20 protein-coding genes are annotated in these 16,322 nt (G+C 43.3%); 9 read left to right on the top strand and 11 right to left on the bottom strand.

From position 1 onward, the window contains the following. The first annotated feature begins 54 nt into the window (after positions 1-54). Both B9Y67_RS01235 and B9Y67_RS01230 read left to right on the top strand, forming a co-directional pair. A complete protein-coding gene (locus B9Y67_RS01235; protein WP_085504984.1) occupies positions 55-1,008 on the top strand; it encodes an ABC transporter ATP-binding protein in 954 nt (317 codons plus the stop codon). Next, entirely contained in the window at positions 1,005-1,781 is a 777-nt protein-coding gene (locus B9Y67_RS01230; protein ID WP_085504983.1) for an ABC transporter, read from the top strand. Before B9Y67_RS01235 ends, B9Y67_RS01230 begins: the two co-directional genes overlap by 4 nt. Before the next feature lie 165 nt (positions 1,782-1,946). Here the strand turns inward: B9Y67_RS01230 and B9Y67_RS01225 are convergent, their stop codons facing one another. The 4 genes from B9Y67_RS01225 to B9Y67_RS01210 form a co-directional block, all read right to left on the bottom strand. Beyond that, a complete protein-coding gene (locus B9Y67_RS01225) occupies positions 1,947-2,048 on the bottom strand; it encodes a putative holin-like toxin (protein WP_084315779.1) in 102 nt (33 codons plus the stop codon). A 111-nt stretch (positions 2,049-2,159) separates the two neighbouring features. After that, positions 2,160-3,311 carry a trans-sulfuration enzyme family protein gene (locus B9Y67_RS01220; RefSeq protein WP_085504982.1) on the bottom strand — a complete coding sequence of 384 codons (1,152 nt, stop codon included), beginning with the start codon at positions 3,309-3,311 and terminating at the stop codon, positions 2,160-2,162. A gap of 271 nt (positions 3,312-3,582) precedes the next feature. Further along, the gene (locus tag B9Y67_RS01215) at positions 3,583-3,945 is read right to left on the bottom strand and encodes an NUDIX hydrolase (RefSeq protein WP_085504981.1); all 363 of its coding nucleotides are present in this window, start codon (positions 3,943-3,945) and stop codon (positions 3,583-3,585) included. Between the two features lie 15 nt (positions 3,946-3,960). After that, positions 3,961-4,176, bottom strand: a complete 216-nt coding sequence (locus B9Y67_RS01210; protein WP_085504980.1) for an NUDIX hydrolase — start codon at positions 4,174-4,176, stop codon at positions 3,961-3,963. 98 nt (positions 4,177-4,274) lie between these two features. Between B9Y67_RS01210 and B9Y67_RS01205 the strand changes: the two genes are divergently transcribed. After that, positions 4,275-4,457 carry a hypothetical protein gene (locus B9Y67_RS01205; RefSeq protein WP_085504979.1) on the top strand — a complete coding sequence of 61 codons (183 nt, stop codon included), beginning with the start codon at positions 4,275-4,277 and terminating at the stop codon, positions 4,455-4,457. A gap of 27 nt (positions 4,458-4,484) precedes the next feature. Here the strand turns inward: B9Y67_RS01205 and B9Y67_RS01200 are convergent, their stop codons facing one another. The 4 genes from B9Y67_RS01200 to B9Y67_RS01185 all read right to left on the bottom strand — a co-directional run bounded on the left by B9Y67_RS01200 (position 4,485) and on the right by B9Y67_RS01185 (position 8,120). Next, positions 4,485-5,396 carry an MBL fold metallo-hydrolase gene (locus tag B9Y67_RS01200; protein WP_085504978.1) on the bottom strand — a complete coding sequence of 304 codons (912 nt, stop codon included), beginning with the start codon at positions 5,394-5,396 and terminating at the stop codon, positions 4,485-4,487. 206 nt (positions 5,397-5,602) lie between these two features. Continuing rightward, positions 5,603-6,400, bottom strand: coding sequence for an alpha/beta fold hydrolase (locus tag B9Y67_RS01195; RefSeq protein ID WP_176223880.1), 798 nt, complete (start codon positions 6,398-6,400; stop codon positions 5,603-5,605). A gap of 68 nt (positions 6,401-6,468) precedes the next feature. Next, the gene (locus tag B9Y67_RS01190) at positions 6,469-7,272 is read right to left on the bottom strand and encodes a DUF2935 domain-containing protein (protein WP_085504976.1); all 804 of its coding nucleotides are present in this window, start codon (positions 7,270-7,272) and stop codon (positions 6,469-6,471) included. Positions 7,273-7,484: 212 nt separating this feature from the next. Next, entirely contained in the window at positions 7,485-8,120 is a 636-nt protein-coding gene (locus B9Y67_RS01185) for a DUF421 domain-containing protein (protein ID WP_085504975.1), read from the bottom strand. Between the two features lie 136 nt (positions 8,121-8,256). Here B9Y67_RS01185 and B9Y67_RS01180 point away from each other — a divergent pair, with 136 nt between their 5' ends. Both B9Y67_RS01180 and B9Y67_RS01175 read left to right on the top strand, forming a co-directional pair. Further along, positions 8,257-8,844 (top strand): YitT family protein, encoded by a 588-nt coding sequence (locus B9Y67_RS01180; protein ID WP_085504974.1) that lies wholly within the window; start codon positions 8,257-8,259, stop codon positions 8,842-8,844. A gap of 69 nt (positions 8,845-8,913) precedes the next feature. After that, on the top strand, positions 8,914-9,642 hold the full coding sequence (locus tag B9Y67_RS01175; RefSeq protein ID WP_085504973.1) for an amidohydrolase family protein: 729 nt from the start codon (positions 8,914-8,916) through the stop codon (positions 9,640-9,642). A 154-nt stretch (positions 9,643-9,796) separates the two neighbouring features. Here the strand turns inward: B9Y67_RS01175 and B9Y67_RS01170 are convergent, their stop codons facing one another. After that, positions 9,797-10,597 (bottom strand): SDR family NAD(P)-dependent oxidoreductase, encoded by an 801-nt coding sequence (locus tag B9Y67_RS01170; protein ID WP_085504972.1) that lies wholly within the window; start codon positions 10,595-10,597, stop codon positions 9,797-9,799. Between the two features lie 161 nt (positions 10,598-10,758). Here B9Y67_RS01170 and B9Y67_RS01165 point away from each other — a divergent pair, with 161 nt between their 5' ends. Continuing rightward, positions 10,759-11,289, top strand: coding sequence for a DUF420 domain-containing protein (locus tag B9Y67_RS01165; RefSeq protein WP_254901658.1), 531 nt, complete (start codon positions 10,759-10,761; stop codon positions 11,287-11,289). Between the two features lie 657 nt (positions 11,290-11,946). On the opposite strand, the gene B9Y67_RS01160 is transcribed toward B9Y67_RS01165, so the two are convergent. Together B9Y67_RS01160 and B9Y67_RS01155 are read right to left on the bottom strand one after the other, a co-directional pair. Continuing rightward, the gene (locus B9Y67_RS01160) at positions 11,947-12,858 is read right to left on the bottom strand and encodes a DUF1002 domain-containing protein (RefSeq protein ID WP_085504970.1); all 912 of its coding nucleotides are present in this window, start codon (positions 12,856-12,858) and stop codon (positions 11,947-11,949) included. A 186-nt stretch (positions 12,859-13,044) separates the two neighbouring features. Next, positions 13,045-13,935: a LysR family transcriptional regulator gene (locus B9Y67_RS01155; RefSeq protein WP_085504969.1), complete on the bottom strand. Its 891-nt coding sequence runs from the start codon at positions 13,933-13,935 to the stop codon at positions 13,045-13,047. Positions 13,936-14,051: 116 nt separating this feature from the next. Here B9Y67_RS01155 and B9Y67_RS01150 point away from each other — a divergent pair, with 116 nt between their 5' ends. The 3 genes from B9Y67_RS01150 (at position 14,052) to B9Y67_RS01140 (ending at position 16,282) form a co-directional block, all read left to right on the top strand. Beyond that, on the top strand, positions 14,052-15,047 hold the full coding sequence (locus B9Y67_RS01150; RefSeq protein ID WP_085504968.1) for a YeiH family protein: 996 nt from the start codon (positions 14,052-14,054) through the stop codon (positions 15,045-15,047). Positions 15,048-15,146: 99 nt separating this feature from the next. Next, positions 15,147-15,638, top strand: coding sequence for a hypothetical protein (locus B9Y67_RS01145; RefSeq protein WP_085504967.1), 492 nt, complete (start codon positions 15,147-15,149; stop codon positions 15,636-15,638). 119 nt (positions 15,639-15,757) lie between these two features. Further along, positions 15,758-16,282, top strand: coding sequence for a type 1 glutamine amidotransferase domain-containing protein (locus B9Y67_RS01140; RefSeq protein ID WP_085504966.1), 525 nt, complete (start codon positions 15,758-15,760; stop codon positions 16,280-16,282). The last annotated feature ends 40 nt before the right edge of the window (positions 16,283-16,322 follow it).

Here is a 16,322-nt window from a genome sequence, read left to right as displayed (position 1 = left end):
TTTCCTTACAATTCTATATAATTTACATTAGAGGATTTGGAAGGAGCTGGATAAATGGATAGTATCATCAAGGTAGATGGCATACGAAAAATCTATGAAATGCGGAAAACGAAAGAAACCTTTGTTGCGGTAGATGAAGTTTCTTTTGAGGTGAAAAAAGGAGAAATCCTGGGTCTGCTCGGACCTAACGGTGCTGGGAAGACCACGACGATCAAGACGATCTGCGGACTGCTTGTCCCGGATGAAGGAACCGTCACTATTAATGGATTTGACAGTGTGAAAAAGCGCAATAAAGCTCTCCGTCATATCAGCGCTGTTCTGGAAGGTAATCGGAACCTCTACTGGCGAATGACTGTCGAGGAAAATCTTGAATACTTTGCAGGCAACCGCGGCATGTCAAAAAAAGCGATGAAGCCGCACATCGATAAATTGCTAGAGCAATTCCGTTTGAAAGAGAAGAGGCAAGAATTAGTCAACAAGCTGTCCCGCGGTATGCAGCAGAAGCTGGCAATCGCAGTAGCTATGCTGGCAGATACCGATGTCATTCTGCTGGATGAGCCGACTTTAGGACTGGATGTCGAAACCGGCTACGAAGTCCGGGAAATCCTGCGGTCAATCGCTAAACAAGAAGGCAAAACCATTATTATCAGCACCCACGATATGCCTGTGGTGCAGGATTTATGTGAGCGTACGGTTATCATTAACAACGGAAGGGTAATTGCAGATGAACATGTAGATCATCTCCTACAATTATTCAAAACAAGCGCTTACCAAATCAACTTGAAAGAACCGCTAACAGAAGAGCAGCAGGAGATGCTTAAGTTTGAGTTCCCAATGCACTCCTGGAAGGGGCTGGACTTACAGGTCAGCCTGGAAGAAGAACAGGAAATCTACGCTTTTATGGACATCCTGAAACGAAACCATACACCGATCGATACCATCAGCCGGACAGAAGTAAATTTTGAAAAAGTATTTATGCAGCTGGTCAAAGAGGAGGCTGCCTCATGACAACACTTTGGAATGTCATTCGCGTTAATACCAAAAAAGAATATATTGAGATGAAGCGATATTTCGCTAATACGCTGAGCCTGCTGCTGACCTTCTACATTATCTTTCTTGCGATGTTCTTCGGCATCCAGGTCATCGGTGACCCGGCAGAAGCAGGTACGAACACCCAATTCATCATCGTTAATTATATTTTCTGGTACTTCGCGATGATGACACTGCAATCGATTGGCTGGACCGTCTCGGATGAAGCGATGCGAGGGACGCTGGAACAGTTATATATGTCGCCTATGGGGGCATGGCGAATTTTACTCTCCCGGTTATCGGGGATGATATTCATCCATTTCCTGATTGTCATTTTATTGTTGTTTTTATCCATGCTCACCACTGGGGAGTGGCTGAACTTGAATCCAGCAGCAACTATCCCTATCCTGTTGTTAACGATTGCCAGTATGATCGGAGTGGGTTTCATGATCGCTGGAATGTCGATTATTTTCAAGCAGATTAGTGCATTTTTGCAAATCCTTCAATTCATCATCATGGGATTGACCTTCGTACCATTATCTGTCGCTCCATACCTCATTGCTGCTCCTTTTGTAAAAGGTGTTGATATGACGAGACAGATTATGATACTGAACTATACACTGGCTGATTTTTCAGCATCCGATTATACTTGGCTGATTGCAAATGCCATTATTTACGGAGTAATCGGCGTATCCGTCTACCTTGCCTGCGAAAGGTATGCGATGAAGAAAGGACTTCTCGGACATTATTGATTTAAAAAACTCTCAGTTGTGGTATGATGTATATAGATAATCATACAATAAAAAATAGCCGCAGCATTTGCTGCGGCCATGGATACACGCCCCCTCCGGGGGATCAGCTATCCACTACAGGAATAGGCCTCTCCCCTTCTACTTTGGCCGAGTGAATAGGGAGGTCTATTTTTTATTGATCATTTGCATGATCAATGCGAGCAAAGCGATCAAAAACGTGCCGAAAGACCAGATGACGGTCAACACTTCGTATATGCTCGTAGGCATCACCCCCCTTCCTGACAGATGGGGGCAGCCGATCCTCCCTAAAAGGACGTGCTCCACTTCAAATTATATCACGAGTCCTGATGAGAAATTTTCACCAACTTTAATCAGGACTTATGCCTCATTCAACGATTCCTCAATTGCTTCACCCAGCTGTGTCAGAATATCCTTAGCTCCTTCGATTCCAATCGAAATCCGGACGACGCGCTCATTAATACCGATTTTCTCCCGTTGCTCCTCCGTCAATGCCCGATGAGATGTTCCTTTTGGATAGGACACCGTTGTTTCCACACCTGCTAAGGAAGGTACAATTTTAATCCAGCCCAAGGATTTATAAAAACGATCCATATCGCATCGCTCATTCAATTCAATCGTAATAATAGCTCCATTTCCTTTTTCAGAAACGTAAGCAGGATAATATACATGTTTGATATCTGCATGATTGCGCAGGCTTTCCGCTACATAATCCGCGTTCTCCGATTGCTGCTTCATGCGAAGAGCCAATGTTTTCAAGCCGCGCTGACCAAGCCATGCTTCGAATGGACTCAGGTTGGCACCGAGTGCTACCATCTTTCCTCTCGCTTTTTCAATCAGTTCTTCTGTTCCGACAAGCACACCAGCTGATACATCACTGTGTCCGCCAATATATTTAGTCGCGCTATGAACGACTAAATCTACTCCTTCTTCGTATGGGTGGAGCAAGTATGGTGTTGCGAAAGTGTTATCGATCATCGTTTTCAACTGATACCGTTCTGCAATATCTACCAGGGCCTTGATGTTTTCGACGCGCAAAAATGGATTCGTAACCGATTCACTGTAAAGGAGCTTCGTATTATCCTGAATAGCTCCTTTCACTTCTTCCAGGTTATCAAATGAGGCGAGCGTTACTTCAATGCCGAATGTTTTCAATTCCTGAGTAAGTAACTGGTAGGTGCCTCCATAAGTGTCTTCGGCAGCGACAATATGCTCTCCATGCCCGACTGCCGCCAGAATGCCGCATAGTATGGCAGACATTCCAGAGGATGAAGCCATGCCTGTTGGTGCACCTTCTAACTGGGCGACGGCATGGCCCAGCTCGTCTGTGTTCGGGTTCCCGTTTCTTGTATAAAGATACGGAGCCTTCCCTTCAAAATAACCCTCCAAATCTTCCAGGTTTTCAAAAGTATAGGCCGAAGTTTGATAGATAGGTGTTGCCTTACTATTTATTTTGTCTGCATCCTGCTTAAGGCTGCTATGTACAACCTTTGTTTCAAATGATTTACTCATAGAATCTCTGCTCCCTTCGATATTAGAAAAGCCTGGCTTAGCGCCAGACCATTAGCGTCTTCTTGAAGTGTTAGAAAAACTTAGCCCCATGGCCTTATGGCGAAAGCCTAAGCGTTCCTTATACTTTGATCCTTTAACAAGGTTAAACTTTCTAAAGTGTAAAAAACCCCTTCCTAAGAAGAGGCTTATCGATTCTTTCGTTGAGGGTCTCCCCCTCCATAAGCACGCACTTTTTTGAATAGTTCGATTATATCCTCAACTCGAAAACCTGTCAAAAAGCAAATAAATTCCGGGTGGTTTTTATAATAAAAGAAAAATAACCTTGCGAGTGCGGACAGAAATCATCCAAACTGATTGTTTTTTCCAGATCGCTTAGTAAGTAGCGCCCCTTCTTACTTTCCCCTTGCAAAATCTCTTCAAAGCTCTCCAGGCTAAGCCGCATGATGTCAGATACTTCTTCTGTCACCTGAAAGTCCGGGAGCCTTTCCAGTGGATAGAAGTATACATGGCAAAACTCCCGATCGGTCATTGTTCCCGTATGTATTTCTTCCTGAAAGCAGCCTTGATATTGTAAGTCACTCGCTGCCAGCTCTATACCCAACTCTTCGTCAATTTCCCTGAGGCCTGCTTCCAAGATGGATTCATTCGATTAAATATGGCCCGCTGCGGTTATATCCAGCTTATCAGGAAAATCTTTCTTATCTTTTGATCGATGTTGGAAATAGATATAAGGCTCACCTGCGTCCACTTCTACAAACCAGCACTGGAAGGTATGATGCCAAAGTCCTTTCGTGTGTACCTTCTCCCTCTCTTCGACCCCGATCTCATTGCCTTCTCCGTCGAATACTGTCAACTGTTCCGCCATCACAACCCCGCTTTCAGCAACTATGCCAGATGTTTAGTTTGTTCATTCCGATGGAATAATAATTAATGATACCACATTTTAAAAAGGAGGTGGTCCTTATGGCAGACCGACAACAAAAGAGAGCTAAAGTGCACACCTCCAATGAGCAGGCTGAGGTTTTCACTAAAGGCGTATCCTTCTCTAAAGCATTTCTTCCCCCAAAGAAGGAACGGGAAGAGCATCCGACAGAGGGAGAAATGATGACCGGCAACCATGAAGTAGAAAATGAAGAAAAAAAGTAGCGCACAACTATAGCTGTGCGCTTTGTTTTATTGCAGTGATACTCCTTTGTCTGTATCGATGATAATATCCTTATCCTTCAGTCTGTTAAGGTGGTTAGAAATTAGCTGAATATAAAATAATAAATTTTCATCCACATTCCCATTATTAAATTGCAGTGCAAGGTCATAGCAGGATTTCGAACCATCTTTTAAGCAAGTAATGATTTTTTGATCAATATCAACGATGGTAGCAATCGCTTGTTCAATAGCTTCAAGATGATGATCCATAATCGGACCATGGCTGGGGAAAACTTCTTTAATATCTTTTTGTCTCAATGCATCGAGCGTAAACAAATACTGCTGCAAATCAATGATTTTTGTTGGGGGGCCATTTTCAATCAGCACGTCCCCACCGTATAAAACCTGAGAACCAGGATCATACAAAGAAATATGATCAAAGCTGTGACCAGGTGTTTCAAGCACTTCTAAATACTCTCCCCCCACCTCTATCACATCCCCGTGCTTCACATGTTGGGTAATGGAAAGATGTTCCGCATGGGCAAAGTCAATCTCATCCATCGACGCTTTCGTTAGCAGCTCTTCGGTAAATTGATCTGGAAGCTGAGGACGAATTCCTTCCAGCTGTTCGTACAATGTGGGCTCTTTTTTAGCTGGATATCCGGCAAATACCTGGCAATTAAGTTCATTGGCATGGCTCAGTAAAGCCCCTATGTGATCCATATCCCGGTGAGTTAGAATAATTTGATCGATATCTGTCAGTTTTATTCCAATTTCCTTTAACGCCGTTATAAGACTGGCTTGAGAATCTGATGATGGGTGTCCTGCATCAATTAACGTGACTTTTTCTTTCTTTATCACATATACAAACACGTCGCCTGGAACAGGCTGCGGGACTCTAATTCGAAATACTCCTTCTTTCACTTCCTCCACGTTGCGCATCTCGTACCCCTCCGAATTTTCCGAATATTATCACTTCTTTCATTTTAGCACAGAATTTACTGATATTGGATAAGAAGTTTGCAGGAAAAATCGACAGAAATCACTACCAAAGTCCTCCATTTATGAGAAATAAAATTAACTTTGTTAAAACACAAAAAAGACTGGCGAAATAATTTCGACAGTCTCCATTCCTCTTTTAGTAATAATCAATTGATATTCCCAGCTTGATGATAAGAATTTTTAGCTAAGGTGTCCTGTATGAAGGAGTGCAAATGATGATTGAATGTGTGCCAATGTTTGGTCGGCAATTGATGGGTAGCTTTTTCGATATGGACCAGAAGAACATCCTTGCATTGATGATAGTAGTGACTATGCTGGCGGATCCATTTGACACGGGATCCATACATCAGCAATATCGGGCAGTCTATATTGCTTAAGCGCTCCGAGCAATCGTAATGAAAAGATTCCTCATAAAAATCATACCAGCTCTTCAAATCAGCTTTTGTCATCTGTCCACTTATCGTCTGCTGGACGTTTGTATCTAAAAAGTGAGACCTGGCCAAAATCCGTATCAAAGAATCAGGACTTGTGGTGAGCCATTTCATCCCAATCCGGTATTCCATCTTTAATAGGCTCGCAGCTACTTTTGGATATCCCCCGGATAACACCAGTGCCCGTGTCCGTTCCGGGTAGGCTAAGGCAAACTCCTGAGCCACCCCACCGCCCGCGGAATACCCGCAAATGACAGCTTGACGAGTTCCGGTATGATCGAGAAGGGCTTTGATTTCCGCTGCATAACGTTCCATGGTAACTGGTTCTTTAGCTATGGAAGAATCCCCATGCCCGCTTAAATCAGGGATTAAAAGCCTGTATTGGCTGCTCAACGTATGCTGGTAGGTAAAAACCATTCGCCCCATACCTGGTGGATGGATCAATACGAGCGGAATACCTTTCCCTATATCTTCGTAATAAATCGTACAGGAGTCATATGTGAATTGTGGCATATACATTCCTACTTTTCTTCATGGTTATCAACACATGCCTTAGCTTATCCGTTTATCCTGATATTTACTCAGGTAACGACACGAGGTTTTGCCGGGTCACAGGAAGGATACTCTTCAGCTGTCGATTCCGCTACCTTAAAGAGATAATAGCACTCTTCCCGGAACATGTGATCAGCCATCAGAGCTGTGAATGTACCCAATGCCTGCTCTGATAATTCCATTTCTTCGAGTTCTTTTAAAAAGGTCTGAAACAATTTCATTTCGATTTTTGTTTCGTTGTTAAACCGAGATAATGCCGGGAATGATTCCAAGTTAGCTCTAAGATAGCCAGTCATTTCCACCGACTTCAGATATAAATCATTGAACGTTTGACGAAAGGTATCGCTTTGTTTTTTAATGTGCTGTTCCGTGGCATCCATACTGTCATTAATCGCCCCAGCATGACCAGATGCGTCCAAAAGCCATAACATGTGGTGATGAAGTTCATGAAAAATAGGCGGTACCTCACCTTTTCCCAAATATCCAATAACAAGTAAGTATTCCTCTAGTTCATTTACCATGTGATTAATAAACGTAGGCGGTAAATGAATTCCTATTTCTCCTTCAAGTAATCTTCGGATGATTGACAGCTTATATTGCCTGAAACTCCGAACATGCTCTCCCGCCTGCCGGGTAAATTCCTGTGCTTGACTCTTTGACAAATTCCTTAATTTGACTGCCATACCATCGAATATTTGAATAAACGCTTTCGCTCTTTCTATATCTTCCTTTTCTGAAGGATAAAGCGAATCACGAATGAATCGGGCATGATCTCCTAATATCTGCAGCCAGAATGAATGTTCAAATCGAGCAGCTTCTAAGTATGTCCTCAAAAAAACCCCTCCTGAGAGATAGTCCTATTCATATCTATTCAGGCAGGGGAGATTTTATTTTGAGATAAGAAGTATAAATTTTAGTTGGCTAGCTTCAGCGCCCAGACACTCGCGACATAAGCAACCCGTCTTGCGAAAGGAAAGGACACCTTCCTCCAGCCGTTTTGCTTATGCGTGTCGTGTCTTTCAGGGCGCTTGCGCTTTTCTTATGTTTATTGAAGCTGTTGTGGCGGTTCATCGGTATGCCCTTGCTGGGATACCTCGGAAAAAATATCTTCTTGCTGCATGGCAGGTGCCGAGTTGTTTGCGATGTGGGGGCTCTGAGTTCCTAGCTGGGACAGCTGCTGTTTCAGTGCCATCAATTCAAGCCTAAGATTATTCATGTCCTCTTTTGTCGCTGGCTGTTTCTGCTGTTTCAATTCAAAGCCCAGTTGACCATTCGGCTCAATCGTTGCATAGGCAACATCATTAATATTGGTGACACTGTTCTGACGCAGCTTCATTTCCAATTGATCAACAGTCAATCGGAGCTTTTTCAGCCGGTCGACTTGCAGCTCTCCATTCTCGATCACCACTTTCGAGCTCCCCGTTATGAACTTTTCTAATGGGTTCGCTTTCACTTGTACATACTCCATCACTAATAACGTCAATACCAGTATGAGACCGACAACCAACGTCGTCCAAATGTTCTTTCCAACAATCGGCTGTACGAGCAATGAACCAATCCCAATCATGATGACAACTTGGGCAAGTGTCATCTGTGAAATAGATTTTCGTCCGGCTACTCTCAAAAGCAGGGTACCACCGACAACCACAATAATTGCCTTCCATATTAAGTTAAAGTCCATCTATCATTCCCCCATATCTGATCATTTCATTACTAGTTAGTTTGTGCAGAACCACTGCCTGTCATTCTTTTATCGTAAGTAGCAGACGGACGCATATATATATAATAAACCTGTCCACAATGAAGGAGGCACCATCATGAAAGAACTGATCAAGAAAGGGATCGTAATAATTATTGGTAGTGCCTGCCTGGCATTCGGCATCAACTTTTTTCTTGTCCCGGATCATGTGCTTGATGGTGGTGTCATTGGAATCGGACTGATCTTTCATTATTTATGGGGGCTGGAAACCGGCTTGACCATTTTGTTCATAAGTATCCCCATCTTTTTGATTGCCTGGTTCAAATATCGCAATTACTTCTATAACAGTCTGCATGGTTTGCTGATATCTTCTTTCTTTATCGATCTGTTTTATTGGCTTCGGCATTTTCATTTATCCTTGGACCCTGCCATCAGCTCTATGATCGGGGGAGCTTTTGTCGGGGGCGGTATCGGCCTGATGCTTCGTTATCAGACGAGCACGGGAGGTACTGACCTGCTGGCCCAGATGCTGGCTGATTTTCTAAAAATCAATGTGGGGATTGCTATTTTTGCGATTGATCTTGGGGTTATTTTATCAGGGGGATTGCTTTTCTCTTCGCAGACGCTGCTGCTTTCTGCCATTACCATTCTTGTGGTGGCCATGACTACGATGCTCTTTACCACGCGTATGACCCTGAAAAATTGACTGTGGTAAAATAAGAGGGGCTTACACTTAAGAGAGGATGGTGCTCTTATTCGTATTTTTGATGCACACATGCATATTATCGACCCTCGCTTCCCTTTAACAGAAAACCAAGGATATGCCCCGGACCCATTTACTTGCGAAGACTATCTGGAACGAACAAAACAATGGAATATAGCAGGAGGCGCAATTGTCTCAGGTTCCTTTCAGGGTTATGGTCAAAGCTATTTAAAAGATGCCCTTTCCAAACTTGGAAAAGGGTTCGTCGGCGTAACTCAGCTGCCTGAAAATGTTACGGATGTAGAAATACTGAACTTAGATGCTGCAGGAATTAAAGCTGTTCGTTTCAATGTTAAACGCGGTGGCATCGACACTCTGACTCATTTGGATACTTTTGCAAAACGAATATATGAGTTGGCAGGATGGCATGTGGAGATGTATATAGAAGCCAAATTACTTATGGAGATGGAAGATACCATCAAACGACTCCCTGCCGTCTCCATTGACCATTTAGGACTTACAACAGCGGGATTTGACACCTTGCTGAAGCTTGTGGAGCATGGTGTAAGAATCAAAGCTTCTGGATTTGGCAGAGTAGATATGAATGTGGCTGAAGCCATCCAAGCGATCGTCCGTGTAAACCCTGATGCGCTCATGTTTGGCACCGATCTGCCATCCACACGCGCCCCACGGCCCTTCCTAGACACGGATATCGAACTAATCCAGGAAACCGTTGGAGATGAAATTGCCGAGAAAGTATTATATTCCAATGCCGCTCAATGGTATGGAAAGAAAGACTGAACAAACGTTTGATCAAGCCATAAAGGAATAGCCTGGCAGCTCCAGGCTTTATTCCTTTATGGAGTGAAATTCCTGTTTTGTGCGCGAATTATTAGAAAAGAGCGCGAAAACTTGTCTAACAGGCGCGATAAACTTAAATCTTGCGCTTTAGCTATTATCTCATGACACTGCCACCGGATATTTTCACCGATTCACCGACGATATTTTCGGCTGCATCACTGAGTAAAAAGACGATAATATTGGCGACCTCTTCCGCTTTCGTAATTCTTCCTGATGGAATTCCTTCTTCTACTACTTTCATTTGCTCTTCAAAGCTTCGGCCTTCACGCTCCCCTTTTTTCCTGATAGCATTGAGACCCATGGAAGTATCAACAAAGCCTGGGCAAACCGCATTGACGCGAATGTTGTCTTCGATTGCTTCATGAGCAAATGCCTGGGTGAATCCTGTTATCGCAAACTTTGAAGCACTATAAGCTGAATTGCCCTTGGTACCTCTCAGCCCTGACAAAGAAGATAAATTAACGACGGCTCCTGATTCCGCTTCTCGCATATTTTCAAATACGCGTTGTGTCAAAAGTACGGTTGCCGTGTAATTAAGCTCCATAATCTTTCTTAAGTCTTCCTCAGAAAGGTCTTTCACCGGCCCTCCCCCACCGATTCCGGCAGAGTTTACGAGCCCATCAATTGTTCCGTTTGCCCCAACTGCCGCTTCTACTAACTTCGAACGATCTTCTTCACTCGTCAGGTCAGCTTGTTGGACAAACACTTTCGCATCGCTTGAAATCTCCTGGCAGGCTTGTCTCAGCTCCTCCAGTTTTTCTTCCTTACGACCGGTTATAGTAACAGCAGCGCCAGAGCTTACCGCTGCCTTGGCTGTTTCGTAACCAATACCGCCAGTCGCTCCAGTCACTAAAATATGTCTTCCCTGCAAAGCATCTTCTTTGAAAACAAACATGATTACCCCTCCATTTTGATTCTATGATAATGCTTACCCTTTCTAAAGCTACTATTAACACAGTGAAAATTCATAAAATAGTAAGATTTTAAATGATGATTGTTGAGATACACTTCGATATACTAAGGGTTGGATTACATTTTAGAGATGGGGAATATAAAGTGAATATTAATAAAGAATTCAACTACGTGCCATGGGTTATAGGTTTGTCAATCGCTATCAACTTAATTGTCGTAGCTCTGTTGTTTTTACCGAAAATAGATGGTGGTACAAGTTTTGATATAACATTGCTTCCTCTGCTTAATGCCCTTCTGAATTCGTTTACGTTCGTATTTTTATTAGCAGCCTTGTTCATGATTTTACGAAAAAATGTTACCTGGCATAAGCGGTTCATTTTCGCCGCATTTACTACTACCGCTTTATTCCTGGTATCCTATTTGACTTATCATTCCATGGCCTCTTCCACTTCTTATGGTGGTGAAGGAGTACTGCAGATGATTTATTACTTTATCCTGATCACTCATATCGTACTGGCTGCCGTAATTGTACCGTTAGCCTTGCTTACTTTGTTCCGGGGGCTTGCCATGAAAGTGGACAAACACCGGAAAATCGCCAGATGGACCATGCCGCTCTGGTTGTATGTCAGCCTCACAGGAGTCATCGTCTATTTGATGATCTCCCCTTATTATTAATTTGATTCAGTTGCACACTATGTTTACTCAACAAAACGGCCGAAAAGTCGAAGACTTGATTTCGAGATAATTTGGGTCCGTTGCCGAATCAGGAGTAAGGGCGGCTGGGAAACAGTTCGCTTTCCTGTGGGGGAGCCGCCGAGCCTCCTCGGTCGTTTCACTCCCTGCGGGGTCTCGTCTGGATCCTTCTCCCACGGGAGTCTCACCGTTTCCCCGCCACCCAGCTATCAAGAAGGTTAACGAACCCATGTATTACCCGGAACAGTGTTCCATACCCCCAAGGTCCCTTTAAGTGTGATGAGGCATAAAGCTCACTTTTTACTCATTTTATAGTCTTCAGTGCTGACCTGTTTCCGTTACACATAAAAACGCAAGGAGGTCCGGGAAATTGCGAGACTCCTATGGGATGAAAATGAGCGGTGAGATCCCGCAAGGCGAAGCCTGAGGAAGCTCACCACATGCCCATGGAAAGCGAGTGATTTCCCGGACCTCCACACCGTTACTACCGTAACGGAAACAATATATCTTGAAACTGAGTCTTCAACAAAAGGGAGCTTTATGCGAAAATCACAGTGTAATTTTACAGAGCTATTAATTTAGAAAACTTAATGCATTAAGAAAAGCTTAGGGGGATTTCCCTAAGCTTTTCTTATAACCTTATCCAAATAGACTATTGAAGAATTTAGCTAAAGCCTGGATGATACTTTGCAGGAATGTGGATACTTTATCCCAGAAACCTTTATCTCCGAGTAAATCTTTTACACTGGAAGTGATATCCTCCAGCTGTTTCTGGACTTGATCAAAGTTAATATTTAATGCCCGCATTTTCTCGAACAAGTTAATCAACAGCTGACGGTCTTCTTCGCTTAACTCGATATTCAAAGAGCTTAGCTTGTCATTGACAATCTGCTCGATTTCTTCTTTAGTAGCAGGATTCCTATCTGCCATTTCCTGTTTGATCTCGGTTAACAATTGACTGACCTTTTCTTTATCGACACCTGATTTTTCAGCCAGCTCTGTCGCTACATCCAACTCTTCACTTGCAACCTCCATCCGGTCTTCATCAAGCTTGACACCCTTAGAATCATAGGCTTTATAAATTCCAGTGAGAGCCGAATGGCCGCTAACTTTTACCGGGGAAGCAACATCAACAATCGCATCCTCCACGCCGGCCGTCAACAAGGCATTGGCATACATCTCTTTTGTTACTTCAGTAATATTGTCAGGAGTAACAATATTGACCTCAAGTCCTTCTCCTTGTTCCTGCGGGGTAATCTTCACAGAAGAAAACATCCGGGAATTTGGATTGCCATTAATATAATTAGCTATGTCCTGGCCGTCTACATAAAACTCATCCACATTCTCTCGGTTTTCTACTTGTAATAGCTCTCTAACTTCGTCTTCCTGTTCATCTGTCAAGGTTTCTCCATATACTACAATCGGAACGCCAAGTTTCTCGTTGATTCCTTCATCATTATTACCATTGGTAGAAGCAGAGGTAACTGATGCCAGACCTGTACCTGTCCAAACCATCAATGCCAACAATAATATCGCTATTCGTTTTATCATCATTTCTTCTCCTTATTTTTTAAAATTGATCAGAGGTGATCTTCCACACCCATCCTATATTGTACTGATTTTTATAGATAATAGAATCAGCCTTGAGACTTATGATCCTTTCTTTATATTTGAACTGCTTCCATTTCTTACGGATATAAGAGCAAAAAGATTCACTATCTATATGAAGAAAATGACTCAAATGCTGGTGGAATACTTTTCTTTTAATGCTTTCATAAATACTTCGACATTTTTTGATAACTCTTCTTCATCCGATGTGACACAGGAGAAATAACGGTTTGGCATTTGTATGAACGGAAGGCGGATCATTAAATCTTCTCCGAATTTATTATCAATAATGGAACGTGAGATGAACGATAGTCCGAGTCCATGCTGAACTGCTTGCACGACGCCATGATTGCTGCCGATCGTTATTAATTTCCTGACATCGATGCTATAAGCACGGATAACGGCATCCATAATGTCACGAGTACCGGACCCCTCTTCCCGTCCAACCCAGGTAAGCCCTTGCAAGTCACTGAATTGAAGGGTATCTTTTTCGCGGATGGGATGATCAGGGGGAGCAATCAATACCATTTCGTCTTCTAAGAAAGGGAATGCGCGTAATTCCTTGTGCTTCACTTGCCCTTCAACAAGGCCTATATCAAATTCATGCAATAATACCGAGCGATTGATTGTCTCTGTATTATCGATATATACGTTCAACTCAATATTAGGATGTACTTGATCAAATTCTTTCAATAAGGCAGGAAGAATATATTCACCAACCGTATAACTGGCTCCAATGGTGAGAGAGCCTGTCAATTGGTTATGGTAGGCAAATACCTCTTCTTTTGTTTTTTCTACGATACCAGCTATTTGCTTTGCCCGCTGGTATACAAGCTCTCCAGTAGGCGTCACATGAAAGTGCTTAGGGGAACGATCAATTAATTTTGTCTGGAACAGTTCTTCAAGATTCTTGATATGCAGGCTGACACTTGGCTGCGAAATCATCCTTGTTTTAGCGGCCTTTGTGAAGCTTTTACCTTCTACAACAGCAATAAAAGTCCTTAACGCCTCTAAATCCATGCTCTTCACCTACTATAAATATTTTTAATGATTAACATTATTAAATTATATTTTACTAATAATAAGCCGTGACGTATAGTGATTTTAACACTAATAATAATCAGGAGCGTGCGGTTATGTCCACACAAGGTGGTAATCTATATTGGCTTATGGGGGTTTTGTTTACGGCATTGATTGCTGGGGTTGGTTTCTTGCTTGCGATGATACCTGGGCTGTCCATAATCGGCCCACTGGCTGCCGCCATCATTGTCGCCGTCTTTTACCGTCAGTTTTTTGGCTACCCGGAAAAGATACGTCACGGCATCCAGTTTTCTGCTAAAAAACTGCTAAGGCTGGCTATCATTCTATTTGGATTAAAGTTGAATATGAATGTCATCTTCCAGGATGGCCTGCCTCTCTTGATCAGAGATGTGGCGGTTATCATTTTCGCCATCGGGGTGACATTACTATTTGCAAAACTGTTCCGTGCCGATTATTCCCTCTCCTTACTGCTCGGTGTCGGTACGGGTGTGTGTGGTGCTTCTGCCATTGCAGCCGTTTCACCGATACTGAAAGCCAAAGCTGAAGACACTGCGATCAGTGCAGGAATCATTTCTTTGATTGGAACGATTTTCGCTATCGGTTATACCCTGATCGGGCCAATTCTCCCGATTGATGCGGCCACATATGGCTCTTGGGCAGGAATCAGCCTGCATGAAGTTGCCCATGTGGCACTCGCGGCTGCACCAGCAGGGGAAGATGGCCTTGCGATGGCTCTGATTGGAAAATTAGGGCGTGTCCTCCTGCTGGTACCGCTCAGCTTTCTGTTTATTTATATCATGCGAAAAAAAGGAAACCAGAATTCCGATGAAAAGGTGGCTTTTCCTTGGTTCTTGCTCGGATTCATCGCTACCAGTCTGTTAGGCAGTTATGTCCTTGGCGTATATATACCAATAAACGAAGCCGTACTCACCTTCATCTCTACAGCTACCACATTCATTCTTACCATGGCGATGGTTGGATTAGGACTGAATGTCAGCCTGGCTGCCCTCCGTTCGAAAGCACTTAAGCCAATGCTGGCTATGACCATTACCTCGCTGCTTCTATCCGGAATAACTCTGCTGATATTATAATGGCAATACATCCGGCCTATGCAGATTAAGCAAAAATACACTGTTTGTATCTCCTCCTTGTTGGGAATACTTGCTAACAAAACAAAGGAGGAGTTACTCTTGAAAGAATTTCACTTATTAAGTTTTATGGTAGCAGCCGGTATCCTTTTGGCAGGCTGTGGCACATCAGGAAATGATGATACGATTGAACCAGAAGATACGAACGATCCCGGTTCTTCTCAAGAGGAATCAGACCAAGCTGAAGAAGAAGCTAAAGAATCTTCAGGGGATACCAGCGATGCTATAGACTTAAAGGATGGCGTTGATCTCGTGATTGGTACAGTAGAGGAATTAAGCACCACAGTAGAAGAGTCCCCTGACGATACAGCTAAAATCAATGAAACAGGAAAAACATTGGAAGAGGATTGGGATAGAATCGAGAAACAAGTGGAAGAAAATTATGAAGAAGACTATAAGAACATCGAGGAAAGTCTTTACCCATTAATTGACGAAGCCCAGGCTGATGAGCCAGATACCGATAAAATAAAGGAACTGGCCCAGGAAACCCAGGATAAACTGGAAGAATTCAATAACAAACTGGAAACTTCCTAATCCACAAAAGCTGTTTCTCCCACCAGGAGGGAAACAGCTTTTTTATGGGTATCTTTCGAAAAATAGTACAGCTGTCTGTTACACTGACAATAGGTTTCAAAAGAAGAGGAGGCACCTACATGCGCTTAGAGAATAAAAAAGTGATTGCACTTGTCAGTGATGAGTTTGAGGACCTGGAACTGTGGTACCCGGTCCTTCGCCTGAGAGAAGAAGGAGCGACTGTACACATTGTCGGAAAAGAGGCAAACAAACAGTACACCGGAAAATATGGGGTACCTGTTGAGTCAGACTATGCGTTCAGCGATATATCACCAGAGGACTATGACGGCATCCTTGTACCTGGCGGCTGGTCGCCGGATAAGCTGCGGAGATATGAGGAAGTTCTGCAATTTGTCCGCCATATGGACGAGCATGAAAAAACAATCGGGCAGATTTGCCACGCCGGCTGGGTATTGATTTCTGCAGGTATCCTGGAAGGACGAAATGTAACGAGTACGCCTGGCATTAAGGACGATATGATGAATGCCGGAGCTAATTGGTCAGATGAAGCAGTTGTAGAGGACGGCCATATCATTTCCGCACGCCGCCCTCCAGACTTGCCTCCGTATGCGAAAGCATTTGCAGACCACCTTGCCAAAGGATAGAAAGGCTACAGGAGGGAGCTGTAAATTCAGCTTCCTCCTG

It is taken from the genome of Thalassobacillus devorans (assembly GCF_900176565.1).
Taxonomy (GTDB): Bacteria; Bacillota; Bacilli; order Bacillales; family Halobacillaceae; genus Thalassobacillus; species Thalassobacillus devorans_A.
The sequence above is the reverse complement of the archived record's forward strand: the minus strand, read 5'-3'. Positions and strand labels throughout refer to the sequence as shown.

Bases quoted from the DNA above. Each gene is read 5' to 3' on its own strand.
- B9Y67_RS01235 (WP_085504984.1), top strand. From the start codon at position 55: ATGGATAGTATCATCAAGGTAGATGGCATACGAAAAATCTATGAAATG.
- B9Y67_RS01230 (WP_085504983.1), top strand. From the start codon at position 1,005: ATGACAACACTTTGGAATGTCATTCGCGTTAATACCAAAAAAGAATAT.
- B9Y67_RS01225 (WP_084315779.1), bottom strand. From the start codon at position 2,048: ATGCCTACGAGCATATACGAAGTGTTGACCGTCATCTGGTCTTTCGGC.
- B9Y67_RS01220 (WP_085504982.1), bottom strand. From the start codon at position 3,311: ATGAGTAAATCATTTGAAACAAAGGTTGTACATAGCAGCCTTAAGCAG.
- B9Y67_RS01210 (WP_085504980.1), bottom strand. From the start codon at position 4,176: ATGGCGGAACAGTTGACAGTATTCGACGGAGAAGGCAATGAGATCGGG.
- B9Y67_RS01205 (WP_085504979.1), top strand. From the start codon at position 4,275: ATGGCAGACCGACAACAAAAGAGAGCTAAAGTGCACACCTCCAATGAG.
- B9Y67_RS01200 (WP_085504978.1), bottom strand. From the start codon at position 5,396: ATGCGCAACGTGGAGGAAGTGAAAGAAGGAGTATTTCGAATTAGAGTC.
- B9Y67_RS01195 (WP_176223880.1), bottom strand. From the start codon at position 6,400: ATGCCACAATTCACATATGACTCCTGTACGATTTATTACGAAGATATA.
- B9Y67_RS01185 (WP_085504975.1), bottom strand. From the start codon at position 8,120: ATGGACTTTAACTTAATATGGAAGGCAATTATTGTGGTTGTCGGTGGT.
- B9Y67_RS01180 (WP_085504974.1), top strand. From the start codon at position 8,257: ATGAAAGAACTGATCAAGAAAGGGATCGTAATAATTATTGGTAGTGCC.
- B9Y67_RS01175 (WP_085504973.1), top strand. From the start codon at position 8,914: ATGCATATTATCGACCCTCGCTTCCCTTTAACAGAAAACCAAGGATAT.
- B9Y67_RS01170 (WP_085504972.1), bottom strand. From the start codon at position 10,597: ATGTTTGTTTTCAAAGAAGATGCTTTGCAGGGAAGACATATTTTAGTG.
- B9Y67_RS01160 (WP_085504970.1), bottom strand. From the start codon at position 12,858: ATGATAAAACGAATAGCGATATTATTGTTGGCATTGATGGTTTGGACA.
- B9Y67_RS01155 (WP_085504969.1), bottom strand. From the start codon at position 13,935: ATGGATTTAGAGGCGTTAAGGACTTTTATTGCTGTTGTAGAAGGTAAA.
- B9Y67_RS01150 (WP_085504968.1), top strand. From the start codon at position 14,052: ATGTCCACACAAGGTGGTAATCTATATTGGCTTATGGGGGTTTTGTTT.
- B9Y67_RS01140 (WP_085504966.1), top strand. From the start codon at position 15,758: ATGCGCTTAGAGAATAAAAAAGTGATTGCACTTGTCAGTGATGAGTTT.